Origin of the sequence: Polynucleobacter kasalickyi (genome assembly GCF_900176405.1) — a bacterium.
Taxonomy (GTDB): Bacteria; Pseudomonadota; Gammaproteobacteria; order Burkholderiales; family Burkholderiaceae; genus Polynucleobacter; species Polynucleobacter kasalickyi.
Genome location: NZ_FWXJ01000003.1, coordinates 133968 through 152109, shown reverse-complemented (window position 1 = coordinate 152109; position 18142 = coordinate 133968). Strand labels below are relative to the sequence as shown.

The following is an 18142-nucleotide window of genomic DNA, read 5'->3' as shown; positions in this document are numbered from 1 at the left end:
TGATGAAAAACTGTGTAATTTACTTCGTATTAAAAAGTTTGTTATTCATGCAACTACTTTACCCCATAGTTGCGTATAGCCAAAATCAAGTAACGATTCAAAGTCCAAATAATACTGCAGATTCAAAAATAATTGAACCAGCTTTAGGAGGAACTCTGCCAATTCAATTACCAGATTTGGGTGATAATTCTTCCTCAAATTTATCAGAAGTAGATGAAAAGCGAATTGGTGAAAAAATAATTAGAGCAATTAAAAAGGATCCAGATTACTCGAATAACTGGCTAATTTATGATTACTTAAATCAATTAGGGCAAAACCTTGTGGCAAGTGCAAGGAGTCAAAAAATCTCTGGAGCAGATGCCTCCGGCCCCTTTGCACCGGAATTTGAGTTTTTTGCCGTCAAGGATAAAACGATTAATGCATTTGCACTGCCAGGAGGATATATTGGTGTTCATACTGGTTTGTTAACTTTGTCTGAGAATGAGTCGGAGTTGGCATCCGTTTTAGGCCATGAAATCGGTCACGTTACTCAAAAACATATTGCCAGAGGGGTTGGCTTTGGCAAGGAAAGTTCCACTTTAATTCTTGCAGCCATGCTGCTTGCAGCTTTAGCTGTAAAAAACAACCCTAATGCTGCGCAGGGATTAGCAGTTGGTGGCCAAGCTTTAGCGATTCAGAATCAATTAGCCTATACAAGAGACGCAGAAAGGGAGGCGGACCGCATCGGTTTTCTGATTTTACAAGCCAGTGGATTAGATGTTAGTGGTATGCCAGGATTCTTCCAAAAGATGCAGAAGGCAAATAGTATCTCGGATAGTGGGGTGCCAGCCTATGTTAGAACGCACCCCCAGTCTTTTGAGCGCGCAGCGGATATGCAAAACCGAATTCGCAATCAGGCCTCTGGAAAACCAAACAGTTCCTTAGAGTTCTATCTGGTGCAAACCTTGGCAAAAATTGAGCAACAGGGTGGACCATCTGAATTAGTCGAAACAAAACAGTATTTTCAAGAGCAAATAAATTCAAATGTACTCATTAAAAATATGCAAGGCTATTTTGGCCTCACTATCCTAGCCTTAGCAGAAAAAAAGAATCAAGAAGCAATGACCCTATTGAAAAAAAGTCGAGATGTCGCCAATAAAATCGAACTTACTAATCCTCAATTGAAAAAATCAAGTTACTTCTTTGATGTCACAGGTTTGCAAATTAATCTGCAAATGGGAAATTTCAATCAAGTTTCAAACAACGCCTTGTCATTACTCAAATTGCGACCAAACTCAAAATCGCTCAATGTGATTTACCTTGAGTCTCTGCTTGCCTCCGGTAATATGAAAGGAGCATTAACTTGGTTGGATGGAAAAACTAAAGTCGATAAAACAGATTCGTTATGGTGGAATTATTTAGCAAGAACGTACGAACAGGAAAATAAAGCAGCACTGTATCATGCTGCGGTGGCTGAAAAATACGTTGCTGAAGGGGCCTTACCTGCTGCAATTATGCAATTGAAAATTGCCAGCGAATTGAATGGTAATAGCTTTTATCAAGCTTCTGAATTTGAAGCTAGAAAAAGGCAGATTGAACAGTTGTACCGCGAGGAAATGATTGAAAATGGTCGATTAGAGAGACGACCTTAAGATGCAGTTGGTATTGTCTTGAATTGAAATTCATTCATCACATCTCCAGACATCATTGGCTCTATGGGGATCTCTAAGTGGTTCCATTGAAATACACCTTTAATCCCACAGCTAGATACATCCATTTTGCTTAACTCTGAAAAAATATCTAAGTCATGATCGTGCAAAAGTGCAACCGTTCGAAGCTGAACCTCTGTAAAAGACATTTCAGGATAGTTGGTACATCGCGTTATCGAAACAACACACTCTAGTAATACATTACCCTTTTCATCCAAGAAACATCTGCTTGGTGTAATTTCCTGATCAAGATGATTTTGTAAAATCCATTGACTCTCTTGATGCGGCAATATTCTTACAACGTATGGACAGTAAGCCAAATTCAAATATACGCGTTGAGGACCATTTTGGTAAAAATATTGCTGATGATCATCTATACAAATATGTTTCTTGATCGAATCACATAAGCCAGAGTGCTTAATCACTTCGCCTTGTAAATTATTCTGTTGGGAGTATTCATTGCGTATGCGAAAGACACCCCGCCGATCTAAGAATAGCCACCCATAACAAAATGGCACATTAGGCCATTTAGCGATAGCGGAAATAGTTGAATCATCCACTCTTAATGAAAGCCGTGATCACCGGTCAAGGTGGGGGATGTGATTAATTGACGATCGACCATACTGGTATGCATGTGAGCAATACGCCAACCTATAGCACCTTGTACAAGGATGATCGTCATGTGTATAAAAAATTTAGGTTCTACATTCCCATCATTAAAACTGACGGCCTCTGTACTATCTACAAAAGTAGTACCTAGGTAAGAGTGACTGTTAGATGTAATCGTATCCAAGATGAGTGAACGCCCCATTAATCCCTTAAAACCCTCGCGTAATTCCTTGTGACCCGTAAGACGTACACCATCGGGCAAAATACAAGTAATGGTATCCTCGTCAAACCACAACGATAGGGCGCTCTCTAAATCACCTTTTCGTAACGCCAAATACCAATTCTCTATGACTTCATCTACATCATGAAACAAACGAGCTGGGCGAAACATGTTTATCCTTTAGTGGTTAATGCAAGATTAAACTCATTAAATACAGATTCAGGCGAAATATTAACTAGACAGTTTGAATGGCCTAAAGGACATTTTCTTTGGTGACAAGGACTGCAGTCAAGCCCTAAATACATAATAGAAGCTTTTTTTGAAAGTGGTGGCGTGTGTGAGGGATCGCTAGAACCAAATACTGCAACTTGCGGTATTTTTAAGGCTGCACCAATATGCATCATCCCAGAATCATTAGAGATTAAACCTTTAGACATACTTAATACGCCCATAGCTTCAATTAGCGGAATTTTTCCGCAAAGATTTTGTATGCGTGCCAAATATTGAGGTTCAACACCATATAGGATTTGGTCGGCGACGCTCGTATCTTTTTTGCTACCTAAAATCAGAATGCCAAACTCTTTATATTGATGGAGTAATAAGTTCGCCAGATGACTAAAGTGATTTGTTGGCCATTGTTTGGCTGGACCAAACTCAGCACCGGGAGCGATGATGAAAAAGTTTTTACTATTTGGTAGGTAATTATTTAAAACGCTCGAACATGCTTGAATTACCTCAGACTTCATCGTCAGTCTCGGATAAAAATCTTCAGAATTAAATCGCGATATCTCAAAGGAATTATTAAAAGCTAAAGAGAGGTAATGTCCCACCATCGATGGGCGCTCAGACTTATTGGGGTTGGGTAGTGCGTGAGTCAGAAAAAAACTGCGAGACTCACCAATGTACGCAATTTTTTGGGGAATGCCTGCCAGTAGGGGAATGATTAAGGACTTCCAACTATTGGGGAGAATATAACAAGCCTTATACCCAGTTTTTCTTAGACCTCGACTAACTTGCCAACGAAGTGGTAATTGGAGTTGTCCGTGGATAAAGTTAGCACTAATTACCTTTTGAACTTCATCACATGCTTCATAAATGGGCGCTACCCAGGGCGTTGCTAAAACATCGATTTGACAATCAGAGGTTTTGATTTGTTTTAACAACGGCAAAGACATCACAGCATCGCCAATCCAATTAGGTGCGATGATCAAAACGCGTGGTTTTGACAATTTAATGACCTACTTTAACGCCAGCTTTTAAGCGATAAGAAGTGCCACAATAAGGGCACTTCGCTTCTCCAGTATGGGCAATATCCAAGAACACTTTGGGATGTAAATTCCAAGTTGGTGTTTGGTTGGTAGGGCAATGCAACGGTAAGTCAGATGCACCAACTTCAATAGGGTTCATGTTTTTTGCCATATCGATCAATTAGACCATTGTTAACCAAGAGCTATATTGGCTATTTTTACCTTTTACGATATCAAAAAATATCGATTGAATTTTCTCTGTAATTGGACCTCGTCCACCATTACCGATAATACGATCATCTAATTCTCGAATCGGCGTCACTTCAGCTGCCGTACCTGTAAAGAAGGCTTCATCTGCACAGTACATTTCATCACGAGTAATACGTTTTTCTTTCACTGTAATACCAAGATCGGTAGCAATTTGAATAATTGCATCTCGAGTGATACCAGCAAGACAACTGGCTAAGTCAGGAGTGAATAAAATACCATCCCGAATGATAAATACGTTTTCTCCAGAGCCTTCTGAGACATAGCCATCAGTATCGAGTAGCAGAGCTTCATCGTAGCCATGAGCAGTCACTTCTTGATTCGCTAAAATGGAATTAATGTAGTAACCTGAAGCCTTTGCGCGCACGAGAGAAACATTCACATGGTGCCGACTAAAAGAAGAAGTCTTCACCCGAATACCTTTATTTAGGCCGTCTTCGCCTAAATAAGCACCCCATTTCCAAGCGGAAATGGACATGTTGATGGTGTTACCTTTCGGGGAAATACCAAGCTTTTCTGAACCAATCCAAGCAAGTGGTCTTAAATAGCAAGAAGTTAATTGATTTGCCCGAATCACTTCTAATTGGGCAGCAATAATCTCCTCTTGGGAGTAAGGCAACTGCATTTGGAAAATTTTGGCTGAATTAAATAGTCTTTTTGTATGCTCGTCTAAACGGAACACGGCTGGTCCAGAGTCGGTTTCATAGCATCTGACACCTTCAAATACGGCCATTCCGTAATGTAGGCTATGCGTCAAAACGTGAATATTCGCCTCACGCCAAGGAACCAGTTTGCCATCAAACCAAATAAATCCATCACGATCAGACATTGACATAATATTTACCTTGAAATTGTTATTTATTTAACTATTGTAAAACAGTGCTTAAATGATGGCTAAATTTCATGTAAAGAATAAATCTGGTATGAGTTACATCGAAAAGTTGTAAGATGACAACTAGATTAAAGTTATATGATTCCGAACAATTCCCAACCAAAAACTATGCCAAATTCAACTTTTCTTAAGTTCAATCGATTATCCGATTTAGTCTCCAAACATCAAATTAAGGGTAAAAGGGTGTTTATTCGAGCTGATTTAAATGTCCCACAGGACTTAACTGGCAGAATTACTGAGGATACCCGAATTAAAGCATCCATCCCTGCAATTCAGGCCTGCTTAAATGAGGGCGCTGCCGTCATGGTTACTTCCCATCTTGGCCGCCCTACCGAGGGTGCATTAAAGCCTGAAGACTCCCTAGGACCTGTGGCTGACCGACTTGCTGAATTATTGGGTAGAAAAGTTGCCTTGATCACTGATTGGGTAGACGGTAATTTTGAAGTAAATTCTGGTGAAGTGGTTCTGTTAGAAAACTGTCGTGGCAATATTGGCGAGAAAAAAGACGATGAAGCTTTGGCTCAAAAAATGGCATTACTTTGTGATGTCTATGTGAATGATGCTTTTGGGACCGCCCATCGTGCCGAGGCAACGACACATGGGATGGCCAAATTTGCTCCCTTGAGTTGTGCTGGCCCCTTAATGGAGGCTGAAATAGATGCTTTGGCTAAAGCGCTAAATGAGCCAAAAAGACCATTAGTAGCGATTGTTGCGGGCTCAAAAGTGTCTTCCAAGTTAACTATCTTAAAATCTTTAGCTGCTAAGGTTGATCAATTAATCGTCGGCGGTGGGATTGCAAATACATTCATGCTAGCAGCTGGGGTAAATATTGGTAAATCCTTAGCCGAAGCGGATTTAGTGGATGAGGCAAAAGCGATCATGCAGATGATGCAAGAGCGAGGAGCCAGTGTCCCAATTCCGCAAGACGTTGTGGTCGCAAACGAATTATCTCCCCTAGCACGTGCAAATATAGTCGCTGCTTCGGATGTTGCTAGTGATGACATGATTTTAGATATCGGACCAAAGTTTGCTGCAGAGCTTTCTTCAATTATTGCTCACGCCGGGACGATTGTTTGGAATGGGCCAGTAGGTGTTTTTGAAATAGATCAATTCGGCGGTGGTACTAAAATGTTGGCTGCAGCAGTTGCGCATAGTCCGGGTTTTTCTATAGCTGGTGGGGGTGATACCTTGGCCGCTATTGCCAAATATGGAATTGAGAAACAAGTTGACTACATTTCAACTGGTGGAGGTGCTTTTCTAGAATTCCTAGAGGGTAAGACCTTGCCAGCTATTAAAATACTCCAAGAAAGGGTTTCCGTTTGAGATTAAATCGAGCTACCAAAATTGTCGCTACCTTAGGGCCCGCCTCAAGCGATAGAGAGGTCCTGAAGCAAATGCTTTTGGCTGGTGTGGATGTTGTTCGTTTAAATTTTTCACATGGTGTTGCAGAGGATCATCGCCAACGTGCAAATTTAATTCGTTCACTTTCTAAAGAAATTGATCGTGAAATTGCCATTATGGCGGATTTACAAGGCCCTAAAATTCGGGTTGGTAAATTTTTAAATGGAAAAATTCAACTTGAGCAAGGTCATGAATTTATCTTAGATGCTGACTGCAAGATGGGTGATGAGCAGCGCGTTGGACTTGATTATAAAGATCTACCAAAAGACGTGCATCCCGGCGATTTGCTACTCTTAAATGATGGTTTGATTGTTTTAAAAGTTCAAAAAGTGGTCGGTGTTTGTATCCATACTTTAGTGGAAATGGGTGGCGAACTTTCTAATAACAAAGGTATTAATCGAGCCGGTGGTGGTTTGACTGCACCTGCCCTTACTGAAAAAGATAAACAAGACTTAGTGACGGCCATTGAGATGGACGTAGACTACATTGCGATTAGTTTCCCTAAAAATGCTGCTGACATGCAGTACGCAAGGTCACTTGCAAATGAAGCCGCTAAGCCACTGAATAAAGAAATACGACTCATTGCGAAGATAGAACGAGCCGAGGCAATTATGCCGGGTGTTTTAGAAGGCATTATTGATGCCTCTGATGGAATTATGGTGGCGCGTGGTGACTTAGCTGTGGAAGTTGGTAATGCAGCCGTACCTGCGTTACAAAAAAGAATGATTTTATTAGCAAATAAACAAGATAAATTTGTCATTACTGCTACGCAAATGATGGAATCGATGATTAATAGTCCAATTCCGACCAGAGCTGAAGTAAGTGATGTGGCAAACGCTGTTTTAGATGGCACTGATGCAGTGATGTTGTCCGCAGAAACTGCCGCAGGGCAATATCCTATTAAAACAGTTGAACAAATGGCCGCTATTTGTTTAGAAGCTGAAAAGTCACAACAAGTAAGTTTAGATGCAGACTTTTTAGATCAAACCTTTACTAGAATTGATCAATCAATTGCTTTGGGCGCACTTTTTACTTCGTTTCATTTGAAAGTGAAAGCCATTGCCGCATTAACTGAGTCGGGTTCAACTGTGTTGTGGATGAGCAGACATAAGATTGATATTCCGATTTTTGCCTTGACTCAACAGGTAAAAACACAAAGAGCACTGTCGATGTATCGCAATGTCATTCCACTGCGCTTAGAAATTAGTAGCAATCGTGATGTGGCTCTTCATCAAGTAGAGCATCTGTTATGTTCAAAGGGTGTTGTGCAGTCTGGGGATATGGTTACCTTAACTATTGGTGAACCGATGGGACAACCTGGTGGAACAAATACACTTAAAATTATCAAAGTGAAATAATTTATTTGGAGAATGTATGCCTTTAGTATCAATGAGACAACTTTTAGATCACGCGGCCGAATTTGGTTACGGGTTACCAGCCTTTAACGTTAATAACTTAGAGCAAGTTCAAGCCATTATGTCCGCGGCTGATGAAATCGGTGCGCCAGTAATCATGCAAGCATCAGCAGGTGCTAGAAAATATGCCGGAGAATCATTCTTACGTCATTTGATAGAGGCGGCTGTCGAAGCTTATCCTCATATACCGTTGGTCATGCATCAAGATCATGGTCAAAGTCCAGCGGTTTGTATGGCAGCAATTAAAAGTGGTTTTACTAGTGTCATGATGGATGGTTCCTTAATGGCTGATGGTAAGACAGTTGCTCCTTATGAATATAACTTGGAAGTTTCTAAGGAAGTGGTGAAATTCTCTCACTCCATTGGCGTTACGGTGGAAGCAGAGTTAGGTGTATTAGGTTCCCTAGAGACGATGATGGGTGATAAAGAGGATGGTCATGGTGCTGAAGGTACGATGACTCGTGAACAGTTGTTGACGGACGTTGAGCAAGCAGCTGATTTCGTCCAGCAAACTCAATGCGATGCACTAGCAATTGCCATTGGTACAAGCCATGGCGCTTACAAATTTAGTAAAAAGCCGACAGGAGACACGTTAGCAATTGCCCGTATCCGTGAAATACATGCAAGAATTCCTAATACCCATTTGGTAATGCACGGCTCTTCAAGTGTGCCACAGGAGTTATTAGCTGAAATTCGCGAATTTGGTGGTGACATGAAAGAGACTTATGGTGTGCCGGTTGAGGAAATTCAAGAAGGTATCCGTAACGGAGTTCGTAAAGTTAATATAGATACAGATATTCGTTTGGCGATGACTGGGGCTGTTCGTCGTTATTTATTTGAAAATCCAGGTAAATTTGATCCACGAGATTATTTAAAGCCAGCTAGAGAAGCCGCAAAACAAATTTGCCTTGCTAGGTATATCGCCTTTGGGTGTGAAGGCCAAGCAGCAAAAATTAAACCAATGTCTCTCGATAAAATGGTTCAAAGATACAATTCGGGTGAACTCAAGCAGGTTGTGCGTTGATGAAAGCACTATTAGAAACCTCCATTGAATCGTTACCACTTATTTCCAAAGGCAAAGTTCGCGATATTTATGCCATTGGTGAAGATCGATTGTTGATGGTCACTACCGATCGACTATCTGCTTTTGATGTGGTGATGCAGGATCCAATTCCAAGTAAGGGTGTCGTTCTAAACCAAATGGCAAATTTTTGGTTTGAGAAACTTGCTTGGATTATTCCAAATCATTTAACGGGCATTGATCCAGTGTCAGTGGTGATGCCGAATGAAGTTGATCAAGTCGTTGGAAGAGCTATCGTTACGAAAAGATTGAAGCCAATCATGGTCGAAGCAGTTGTTCGCGGATATCTGTCGGGTAGTGGTTGGAAAGATTATCAAGCAACAGGTTCAGTATGTGGCGTTGCCCTACCGAGTGGACTACAAAATTCCCAACAGTTACCAGAGCCAATTTTTACACCTGCAGCCAAAGCAGATGTGGGAGATCACGACGAGAATATTACATATGATCAAGTTGTCCAAAAAATCGGCCCTGAATTAGCTGAAAAAATAAAAGAAGTGAGTATTCGCTTATATGTTGAGGCTTCTAAATATGCCGCAACTAAAGGAATTATCATCGCTGATACAAAATTTGAATTTGGCTTGGATGAAGCGGGCCAGTTAGTTTTGATGGATGAGATTCTAACTGCAGACTCTTCAAGATTTTGGCCTGCAAGTTCTTATGTTGTGGGTGAGAATCCCCCGTCTTACGACAAACAGTTTGTAAGGGATTGGCTTGAACAGGTGCAGATTAACGGTATACCTTGGGATAAAAAGGCTCCGGCACCAAAATTGCCACAAGAAGTAATTGATAAAACAGCTCAAAAATATCAAGAGGCTTTGGATGTGTTGACGCACTAATCGCTCATGAGCACAGAGTTAAGTTAAAATGGTACGCTTCTTATAAAGCATACAGAAATTGAGTCCTATGACAGATACGACCACAAAAGAAACTACGCCGATTATTGTTGGGGTAGTCATGGGTTCAAATTCCGATTGGGAAGTCATGTCAGAGGCCTCTAAAATTCTGCAAGAGTTTAATATTGGACATGAGTGTAAAGTTTTGTCTGCGCATAGAATGCCAGACGAAATGTTTACCTACGCTGAGGAGGCTAGAGCGAGAGGCCTTGTTGCCATTATTGCTGGGGCAGGCGGCGCCGCTCACTTGCCTGGAATGCTAGCAGCGAAAACCATTGTGCCTGTTTATGGAGTTCCCGTACCAAGCAAATATTTAAGGGGTGTCGACTCCTTACATTCAATCGTACAGATGCCCAAGGGTATTCCAGTTGCAACTTTTGCGATTGGTGAGGCAGGAGCAGCTAATGCCGCTTTGCATGTTGTCGCCATGTTAGCTGTAAACCACCCTGAACTTGCTAATCAACTCGTTGCTTTCAGAGCAACCCAGTCTGAAAAAGCTCGCTCAATGCAACTCAATTAAGTTCGAATTGAGTGGCGAAATGAAACCGATTTTTCCTTCCCATTGGCTTGGTATTTTAGGCGGTGGCCAATTAGGCCGTTACTTTACCCAAGCAGCCCAAGATTTAGGCTATTCTGTCTGCGTTCTGGATCCAGACGAAGATAGCCCAGCTGGAAAAGTGGCTCAGAAATTTATTCAAGCAGATTATTTAGATGAAGCGGCACTTAAAGAGTTCGCAAGTATTTGCGTTGCAGCCAGTACTGAGTTTGAGAATGTTCCAGCGAAGGTATTAGATTGGTTATCAGAACAAAATGTTTATGTGGCGCCAATGAGCAAGCCAGTTTCGATCGCTCAAAATCGAACGGCTGAAAAACAGTTTTTAAGTAATTGTTCAAAATTAACTGATATTCAGACAGCTCCCTATTGCATCATTACATCTTTGGACGAGTGTAAACACATCCCTGAAATAATGTTTCCTGCAATTCTAAAGACGACTAGACTTGGATATGATGGCAAGGGTCAACGGTCGATTAAAGAATTAAACGATTTAGAAAAAGCTTGGATTGATTTAGGTCAAGTGGAATGCATTTTAGAAAAAAAGCTGGATTTAGCATTTGAAGTTTCAGCAATTGTCGCTAGAGCTCAAGATAACCAAGTCGCAATTTTCCCAGTAGCCCAAAATGAACATAGAAATGGAATTCTTCATTTGAGCGTTGTTCCAGCTCCACTATTAAGCGAAACTCAAGAACTTAAAATATTAGAAGCAACGAAAAAAATTATCTGCGAATTAGATTATGTTGGCGTCCTTTGTGTGGAGTATTTTGTTTTGCGTGATGGGCAAATTATCGTCAATGAGATTGCTCCTAGACCACATAACTCTGGTCACCATACCCTAGATTCATGTTACACAAGCCAATTTGAGCAGCAAGTTAGAGCCTTGGCAAGATTGCCATTAGGACAAACCACCTTAACCCAATCTGTAGTTATGTTGAATTTATTAGGTGATATTTGGTTTGATGCAGATCAAAAACTAGTAGATCCCCCGTGGGATCAAGTCTTGGCAATCCCAAGTGCAAAATTACATTTATATGGGAAGACTGAGCCTAAATTAGGTAGAAAAATGGGTCATATTAATTTTCTAGCCGACAATATTCAATCAGCAATGGCAGATGCTAAATCTGCAATGGAAATTTTAGGTATTCCATTAGAATGAAAATTGAAATAATCAGTACCTCATCGACTGATATTCGTAGAAGCGTAGATCACCTGAAGCAGGATGGATTAATTGGGTTTCCGACTGAAACAGTTTATGGACTTGGCGCACGAGCAGACCATGCTCAAGCCGTTTCAAAAATATTTCAGTTAAAGGGCCGACCATCAAACCATCCTCTCATCATCCATATCCCACCGGCTCAAAACAATGACGAGCTTTCATGGCTAACACAATTGACACCGTGGGCCAGAGATGTACCACCTCAAGCGTTACAGTTAGCCCTAGCTTTTTGGCCAGGCCCATTAACAATGATCTTAAATAAAGCCAAAGGCGTTATCGATGAGGTCACGGGTGGTAATCAGACCGTGGGCCTGAGATGCCCTGATCAACCAACTGCAATAGACATACTCAAGCAGTTAGGGACAGGTATCGCCGCACCTTCGGCAAATCGATTTGGAAAAATTTCCCCAACGAATGCCCAACATGTACTGGATGAATTTACTCCTGTAAATCATTTGTTTTCAAGTGCCTTTGATGTCCTGATTGTGGATTCTGGTTCCTGTGAAATTGGTATTGAGTCAACTATTATTGATCTTAGTAATATTGAACAATCTGGAATTAGAATACTTCGCCCAGGTATGATCACGACTCAAGATATTCAAGATCGAACTGGCTTAGTGATTGGGCAAGCAATAGACAACCCGATAGCTCATTCTGGCAGTCATCTTGCTCATTACGCACCAATGACCCCATTAGAGATTGAAGAGATTCCCTTAAATCAAATGCTTTTTTCACCAAATGAAAAGAGTATTTGGCTTAGCATGATGGATGAAGACATGGTGACTGACGCCGTAATTGAAGTACATCAGTTACCATCAAATTCCCGAGATTTAGCGAAAGCAATTTATGGCTTGCTTAGAAAAATTGATCAGATGAACTACGATAAGATTTATGTTCGAGCTTTACCAAAAGATAGTATTTGGGATGCTATTCGAGATCGTCTGCAACGAGCTGCTACTGGCTCTGGAAATTCTTAGACGCCGAATTTATTCTTAGTGGACCATCTTCAGCGAGCCAAATAATCAAAGCATCATTGATAGAACTAAGACCGTCACTCGCTTTGGGATGGTTAACCATACTTGATATGGCATAAACCTGCCCTGTTTTACTAACTACATAACCAGCTATAGATCGCACTTGCTGTAGTGAGCCCGTTTTAATATAAGCACCACTTTGATAAAGTTTTTCCGGCAAGGGTAAAGACCTGTGCGACTTATTTTCATGCCAAGCATGTGAAATTAAATTTTTAAATTGATTTACAAGGCGATGACGCATCGTGCCATCAATACCAGCAATTGGTAAAGAAGCTACAAAAATATCGTTATGTTTTGACGAAGCAGCATATTTTAATAAGTCCGTCATATGTCGTGGGGAGATTCTCTCTATTTCAGATAAGCCTGAACCATTTTCAAGAACAAGTTCTGACATATTGAGTTGATTCTGATCTAGCCATTTTTGAGTTTGTGCAATCGCATCAGAGGTTGAAACTGTAAGCTTTGTTTTTTCTAGGGCAGGCGTTAAAAATATTTGCCTAGCCATTACATTATTTGAATATTTATTAGTGTCTATCACTGCATCCACTAAAGTGGTACCAGCGTATTCTAAGATAAGGGGCGTATCATTCGGCACCTTCCCACTTTGAAACTCTGGATTTTTTAGCCACTTTCCACCGACTGATTCCCAAGCAGCGATAAATCCCATTTTGAAAAATTGATCATTCGGAATCGAAACAACATTAAATAGGGTGTTGCTACATTTGCTAGGTAATTTACCGTCAAAATTTGCAATCCATTGACTGTCATCTTGCCGAGTAAAACTTAAGTTAATATATTTTTTCCAATCGATACATTCTCCCGAATAGGTTTGGAGATTGTTGGCTACTTTAAAATTAGCTAACATTGGAGTGAAGGAAATATCTACTTTTTTTCTATTTGAGGTTAAGTTAAAAGAAATCGTTTGGAATGAGTATAAAAGTGGATTTGGAGAAACGTTATATGATTTTGTATCTTCGCCATCCTTTGGAGCAGAATCTTTAACTGATGAATTGTAAGTTGTCATATCCATGGTTACATCGGCATGAATTTTATTGACACCTAAATTCTTCAATTGTTCCATGAGTTGTACTAAACTTTCTGGCACTAATTTGGGGTCTCCGTATCCTTTTACATAGAGATGCCCTTCCAAAAGTCCCTTATCAATTTTCCCCTTTAAGTAGAGTCGTGTTTTGTAACGATACTCTGGACCTAATTGATCTAAAGCACTAATCGTGGTTAAAAGTTTAATAGTTGATGCGGGATTCATCGGTAGGTTTGCATTCCAACTGATAGTATTAAACGAATTATTACTATCACTTGGGTTCAGTAAGACAACGGAATAAGCAAATGACTCTTTTGCCAGTCCTTTATTCGTAATAATTGTTTGAATCTTAGAAGGTAAATACTCCTCCTCTGCACAAGCAGTTGAAGTATAAATTGATAGGAAAAAAATTATTCCAATGGTAAATTGATAAAAGGGCATTGAAAGATTAAATTTTGAAAATAAGGACATTTGGAAACAAATTTGCAATTCAATACATATAAACTTAAATTTAAACATAGATTAGAAATAGTGTTGAGTTGTAAAAATAAGTTCTTCTATTGAAGAAGCATAAACAGAAAATGAGATTGCTGATGAATAAACTTGATTTATCCCAACAAATTGCAATTGGTGCAGACATTTCTCTAGAAAAAGGCGAAGTAGTTTTGAATGTCATTCTTAAGAACATTGAAAATGCTTTACTGAAGGGCGAGAGTGTTCAAATTACCGGGTTTGGGACATTTGCTTTAGTGCATAGAGCTGCTAGGCAAGGTCGTAATCCAAAGACTGGAGAAGCTATTCAAATTGAACCTTCTCATGCCGTCAAATTTTCTAGTGGCAAGGGTTTTAAGGAACTCCTAAATAGTGACGACAGTAATTGATTACAATAAATCAATATTTGAAGGAAATTTAACTTGAGCGCAATCACCAATATTGAAGATTTAAGAGTTCTCCATGAGAAACGTGCCCCACGCATGTTTTATGATTATGTCGATTCCGGTTCTTGGACTCAGAGCACTTACAGGGCAAATGAATCAGATTTTCAATCGATTAAATTTAGACAACGCGTTGCCGTGAATATGGCAAACCGTTCTATTAAGTCCACCATGTTAGGGCGAGAAGTCGCTATGCCCGTTGCATTAGCGCCAGTTGGTATGACTGGCATGCAATATGCTGATGGCGAGATTCAAGCAGCTAATGCCGCAAAAAAATTTGGTGTCCCTTATTGCTTATCAACGATGAGTATTTGTTCAATTGAAGAGGTTTACAAGAGAACTCAAGCTCCATTTTGGTTTCAGTTATATGTGATGAAGGATAAGAGATTTGTCTCTGCATTGATTGAAAGAGCCCGGGCCGCAAACTGTTCCGCTTTAGTGGTTACTTTGGATTTACAAATTTTAGGTCAGCGTCATAAAGATATTAAAAATGGTTTATCCGCGCCACCTAAACCAACCATTAAAAATTTACTGAATTTAATGACGAAACCTGCCTGGTGCCTAGGTATGTTAGGGACTAAAAATCGCGAATTTGGAAATATAGTCGGACACGTTCAGGGCGTTGATAATATGTCCTCCCTGAGTGCTTGGACAGCGGGGCAGTTCGATCCTTCATTGGATTGGTCTGAGGTTGAGGCAATCAAAAAACAATGGGGTGGGAAAATCATTCTCAAAGGTATTATGGATGCCGAAGATGCCGTTCTCGCAAAGAATGTCGGCGCAGATGCAATCATTGTTTCCAACCATGGTGGACGTCAATTAGACGGAGCTCCTTCCTCAATTGCAGCCCTTCCGTCGATTGTGCAAGCTGTGGGTAATGGGGTTGAAGTATGGTTGGATAGCGGGATTCGCTCTGGGCAAGATGTTCTTAAGGCCATTGCTTTGGGCGCAAAGGGCACCTTGATTGGCCGTTCTTATATTTATGGCTTGGGTGCCATGGGTGAGGCTGGCGTCACTAAATCTTTAGAGATTATCGCTAACGAATTAGACCTCACCATGGCTTTTTGCGGACTAAGGGATGTTCAACAAGTCGATTCAAACATCCTTTTAAAAGGCAGCTATTAACAAAATTCTCAGAAAGAATCCCCGTCCTTTAGGGCGGGGAGGATGTTAACGACCTCCTGAAACATCAATGAGGGCACCGTGAATATAACTGGACTGGTCTGAACACAACCAAAGAACTGTTTGGGCAACTTCAGTTGGTTCGCCAATTCTTCCCATTGGAACACCTGCACCCCATTTTTCAATGACTTCGCGACCACCGTGTAAGTCATGAATACTAGTACCGATTAGACCAGGACGAACGGCATTAACGCGGATGCCAGCATTGCCAACTTCTTTTGCTAGCCCCATTAAAAATCCATCTACAGCTGCTTTTGAAGCCGCATAGTGAATTTCTTGAGCGATACCACCTGTTCTTGCTGCCACCGAAGACATAAGAACGATTCTGCCGCCTTTACCGCCAAGGGTAGTAGACATTCTTTTGACAGCTTCTCTCGTGGAAATCATTAGTCCAATGACATTGATATCAAATAATTCTCTTAATTGCGCAAAGGTTGTTTCAGTGACGGGGTTTTGCCCACCAATAATTCCTGCATTGGCAACAAATGCCTCAAGGCTTCCGTATTGATCAGCATCTTTGAATAAGCGGACGATTTCATCTTCCTTTGAACAGTCCGCCTGGATCGCAACAGCCTGTCCACCAGCACTTTTAATTTGATCAACTACTCCCTGAGCTTCTTTAGCACCTCTTGTGTAGTTGATTATTACAAAGTAACCTTGATTTGCTGCGCCTTTTGCAATTTCAGCGCCAATACCTCTGCTGCCGCCTGTGATAAGCATTACTTTCTGACTCATGTTGTCTCCTTTTGGTTATTTCAATATTTAAACATGTTTTTTCAAAGACTAATTTTTAATGTATTTTTTCTTGATTAGCAACAACTCCATTGTTTAAGTGCAGCGTATTTAAGAAATTATTAATGTCTTCATTATTGTTTTGTAAGGCACCAATTAATGCAATTTTCGCATTTTCAAAAGTGCAAAAGCTGGAATCGTCGATTTGCTTGCATGCTTTAATTACATCTACTGCCTGAATAATTTTGGCTCCGCCAATAATTTTATGAACTAGTTGTCTAATTAATTGAGGGTTACTATCTGCACTTAATTGCGATAGTTCAATAATAATTTGGTTTTGACACTTCATCAACGACTCTAAAATATCAATTTGATTATTGATATCGGAACCAGTAAATTCAAAGAGTGATTTAAGGTTCCATGATTTCGGAGCGCTTAACCCTAGAGAGTGTGAAATGATCTCCTTAAGATGCGTTAGTTCAACAGGCTTTATGACGAATTGAGAGACGCAAGGCATTGATGTGCTGAGTGACTGTATTTGGCCAGTGAGGACAATCACGGGAATGTTTTTATAGTGAACGTTAATAAAAGTAGCCAATTCAGATCCCAGCATCTGCGGCATAGATTCATCTGTTAAAACCAAGTCAATCGCAAATTCAGATAAAACTCTTAATGCCTCCTCCCCATTTGCTGCCTGGCGAACTTTATAGCCTAATTGAATGAGTTGTTTTGCTAATACCTCTCTGCAAACTTCGTAATCATCAACGATTAAGATCGTACTGGTTTTAACAGGGGCATGTTCATTTTTTGTCAAAACTAGGTGTTCATTATTTAATGGTTGTACTTGGGCAGATGATCTTTTACAAGAAATTTTAAAAGAAGCACTGGTTCCAAGATCCTCCTCACTCACTAAGGTGAGATGACTCCCCATCATTTGTAATAAGTTATTGGTAATACTTAAGCCCAACCCAGAGCCTGAAATTGCTGATCCTAACTGTGCATTTGCCTGTTCGTAAGGTTCCATAATTCTTGCTAAGTCTTGATGGTTCATTCCACATCCAGTATCAGCAATATGAAATTCAATTAGCTGTTCTGCATGGGTGTCACATAAAACTTGGCACGTAACGCTAATAGAGCCCTCTTTTGTGAATTTCACAGCATTACCAATCAGGTTTTGTAAAACTTGCCTAATTCGCACACGATCAATGAGTAAGCTAGGTGCAATGGTTGGATCAACAATTAAATGTAATTGAGTTTTATGATCGTTTGCCAATGCGGAATAAGACTGCATTGTATTTTCAAGAAGGTCAATCAAACTCGTTGGTAAATAGGACGGTTGATATTTTCCGGATTCAAGTTTTGTTAAGTCTAAAACTTGATTAAGAATTTCTAATAATGATTTAGCCGTGTGATGAGCGCTAATTAATAATTTTTTATTTTCTCCACGCATAGAGCCATCATTCAGTAAAAACTCGTGTATTCCAAGAATTGCTTGAATTGGGTTTCTAATCTCATGACTAATGGTTGCCAAAAAATTTGTTTTTGCTTCGTTTGCTTGTATTGCAGTAATTTTAGATTTAACTAGCTTGTTCATGTTGTCGATTATGTGAAGGTAAGATTTACGAGAGTGCCAAGCAATTTGGCATACATAGATTAAAAAGGTGCATAGGCAAAATATAAATCCTAATAACCAAGAGGCTGTTCTTGAATTTTGTAATGGTAAATATCCTGC

The 18142-nt window shown here is 40.2% G+C and carries 18 protein-coding genes; 10 read left to right on the top strand and 8 right to left on the bottom strand.

The window, feature by feature from the left end; genetic code table 11:
* The first annotated feature begins 47 nt into the window (after positions 1-47).
* Positions 48-1631 carry a M48 family metallopeptidase gene (locus B8983_RS04100; protein ID WP_159460803.1) on the top strand — a complete coding sequence of 528 codons (1584 nt, stop codon included), beginning with the start codon at positions 48-50 and terminating at the stop codon, positions 1629-1631.
* On the opposite strand, the gene B8983_RS04095 is transcribed toward B8983_RS04100, so the two are convergent.
* Genes B8983_RS04095 through B8983_RS04075 form a run of 5 tightly spaced genes read right to left on the bottom strand, consistent with a single transcriptional unit; the run spans position 1628 to position 4866 of the window.
* Positions 1628-2248 (bottom strand): DUF2946 family protein, encoded by a 621-nt coding sequence (locus B8983_RS04095; RefSeq protein WP_084282854.1) that lies wholly within the window; start codon positions 2246-2248, stop codon positions 1628-1630. The two genes, B8983_RS04100 and B8983_RS04095, sit on opposite strands and share 4 nt — an antisense overlap.
* 2 nt (positions 2249-2250) lie before the next feature.
* A complete protein-coding gene (locus tag B8983_RS04090) occupies positions 2251-2688 on the bottom strand; it encodes a YybH family protein (protein ID WP_084282853.1) in 438 nt (145 codons plus the stop codon).
* Between the two features lie 2 nt (positions 2689-2690).
* Positions 2691-3746, bottom strand: a complete 1056-nt coding sequence (gene waaF / locus B8983_RS04085) for a lipopolysaccharide heptosyltransferase II (RefSeq protein WP_200806865.1) — start codon at positions 3744-3746, stop codon at positions 2691-2693.
* Position 3747: 1 nt separating this feature from the next.
* Positions 3748-3936, bottom strand: a complete 189-nt coding sequence (locus B8983_RS04080) for a zinc-finger domain-containing protein (protein WP_084282852.1) — start codon at positions 3934-3936, stop codon at positions 3748-3750.
* Between the two features lie 9 nt (positions 3937-3945).
* Positions 3946-4866: a branched-chain amino acid transaminase gene (locus B8983_RS04075; protein ID WP_084282851.1), complete on the bottom strand. Its 921-nt coding sequence runs from the start codon at positions 4864-4866 to the stop codon at positions 3946-3948.
* Positions 4867-5031: 165 nt separating this feature from the next.
* On the opposite strand from B8983_RS04075, the gene B8983_RS04070 reads away from it, so the two are divergent.
* The 7 genes from B8983_RS04070 (at position 5032) to B8983_RS04040 (ending at position 12462) form a co-directional block, all read left to right on the top strand.
* Positions 5032-6246, top strand: coding sequence for a phosphoglycerate kinase (locus B8983_RS04070; RefSeq protein WP_084282965.1), 1215 nt, complete (start codon positions 5032-5034; stop codon positions 6244-6246).
* On the top strand, positions 6243-7682 hold the full coding sequence (gene pyk, locus B8983_RS04065; RefSeq protein WP_084282850.1) for a pyruvate kinase: 1440 nt from the start codon (positions 6243-6245) through the stop codon (positions 7680-7682). Before B8983_RS04070 ends, pyk begins: the two co-directional genes overlap by 4 nt.
* A 16-nt stretch (positions 7683-7698) precedes the next feature.
* Positions 7699-8763 carry a class II fructose-bisphosphate aldolase gene (gene fba / locus B8983_RS04060; RefSeq protein ID WP_084282849.1) on the top strand — a complete coding sequence of 355 codons (1065 nt, stop codon included), beginning with the start codon at positions 7699-7701 and terminating at the stop codon, positions 8761-8763.
* A complete protein-coding gene (locus B8983_RS04055; protein WP_143736088.1) occupies positions 8760-9656 on the top strand; it encodes a phosphoribosylaminoimidazolesuccinocarboxamide synthase in 897 nt (298 codons plus the stop codon). The genes fba and B8983_RS04055 overlap by 4 nt, the downstream gene beginning before the upstream one ends.
* A gap of 67 nt (positions 9657-9723) precedes the next feature.
* The gene (gene purE / locus B8983_RS04050; protein ID WP_084282847.1) at positions 9724-10233 is read left to right on the top strand and encodes a 5-(carboxyamino)imidazole ribonucleotide mutase; all 510 of its coding nucleotides are present in this window, start codon (positions 9724-9726) and stop codon (positions 10231-10233) included.
* A 19-nt stretch (positions 10234-10252) separates the two neighbouring features.
* Complete coding sequence (locus B8983_RS04045) at positions 10253-11425, top strand: 5-(carboxyamino)imidazole ribonucleotide synthase (protein ID WP_234986886.1); 1173 nt, start codon at positions 10253-10255, stop codon at positions 11423-11425.
* The gene (locus tag B8983_RS04040; RefSeq protein WP_084282845.1) at positions 11422-12462 is read left to right on the top strand and encodes an L-threonylcarbamoyladenylate synthase; all 1041 of its coding nucleotides are present in this window, start codon (positions 11422-11424) and stop codon (positions 12460-12462) included. Before B8983_RS04045 ends, B8983_RS04040 begins: the two co-directional genes overlap by 4 nt.
* On the opposite strand, the gene dacB is transcribed toward B8983_RS04040, so the two are convergent.
* Complete coding sequence (gene dacB, locus B8983_RS04035) at positions 12440-14080, bottom strand: D-alanyl-D-alanine carboxypeptidase/D-alanyl-D-alanine endopeptidase (protein WP_084282844.1); 1641 nt, start codon at positions 14078-14080, stop codon at positions 12440-12442. The genes B8983_RS04040 and dacB overlap by 23 nt on opposite strands.
* A gap of 74 nt (positions 14081-14154) precedes the next feature.
* Between dacB and B8983_RS04030 the strand changes: the two genes are divergently transcribed.
* Together B8983_RS04030 and B8983_RS04025 are read left to right on the top strand one after the other, a co-directional pair.
* Positions 14155-14442 carry an HU family DNA-binding protein gene (locus B8983_RS04030; RefSeq protein WP_084282843.1) on the top strand — a complete coding sequence of 96 codons (288 nt, stop codon included), beginning with the start codon at positions 14155-14157 and terminating at the stop codon, positions 14440-14442.
* A 33-nt stretch (positions 14443-14475) separates the two neighbouring features.
* Positions 14476-15621: an alpha-hydroxy acid oxidase gene (locus tag B8983_RS04025; RefSeq protein WP_084282842.1), complete on the top strand. Its 1146-nt coding sequence runs from the start codon at positions 14476-14478 to the stop codon at positions 15619-15621.
* A gap of 45 nt (positions 15622-15666) precedes the next feature.
* On the opposite strand, the gene B8983_RS04020 is transcribed toward B8983_RS04025, so the two are convergent.
* Positions 15667-16413 carry an SDR family oxidoreductase gene (locus B8983_RS04020; protein ID WP_084282841.1) on the bottom strand — a complete coding sequence of 249 codons (747 nt, stop codon included), beginning with the start codon at positions 16411-16413 and terminating at the stop codon, positions 15667-15669.
* A gap of 55 nt (positions 16414-16468) precedes the next feature.
* On the bottom strand, positions 16469-18004 hold the full coding sequence (locus B8983_RS04015; protein ID WP_159460802.1) for an ATP-binding protein: 1536 nt from the start codon (positions 18002-18004) through the stop codon (positions 16469-16471).
* Between the last annotated feature and the right edge of the window lie 138 nt (positions 18005-18142).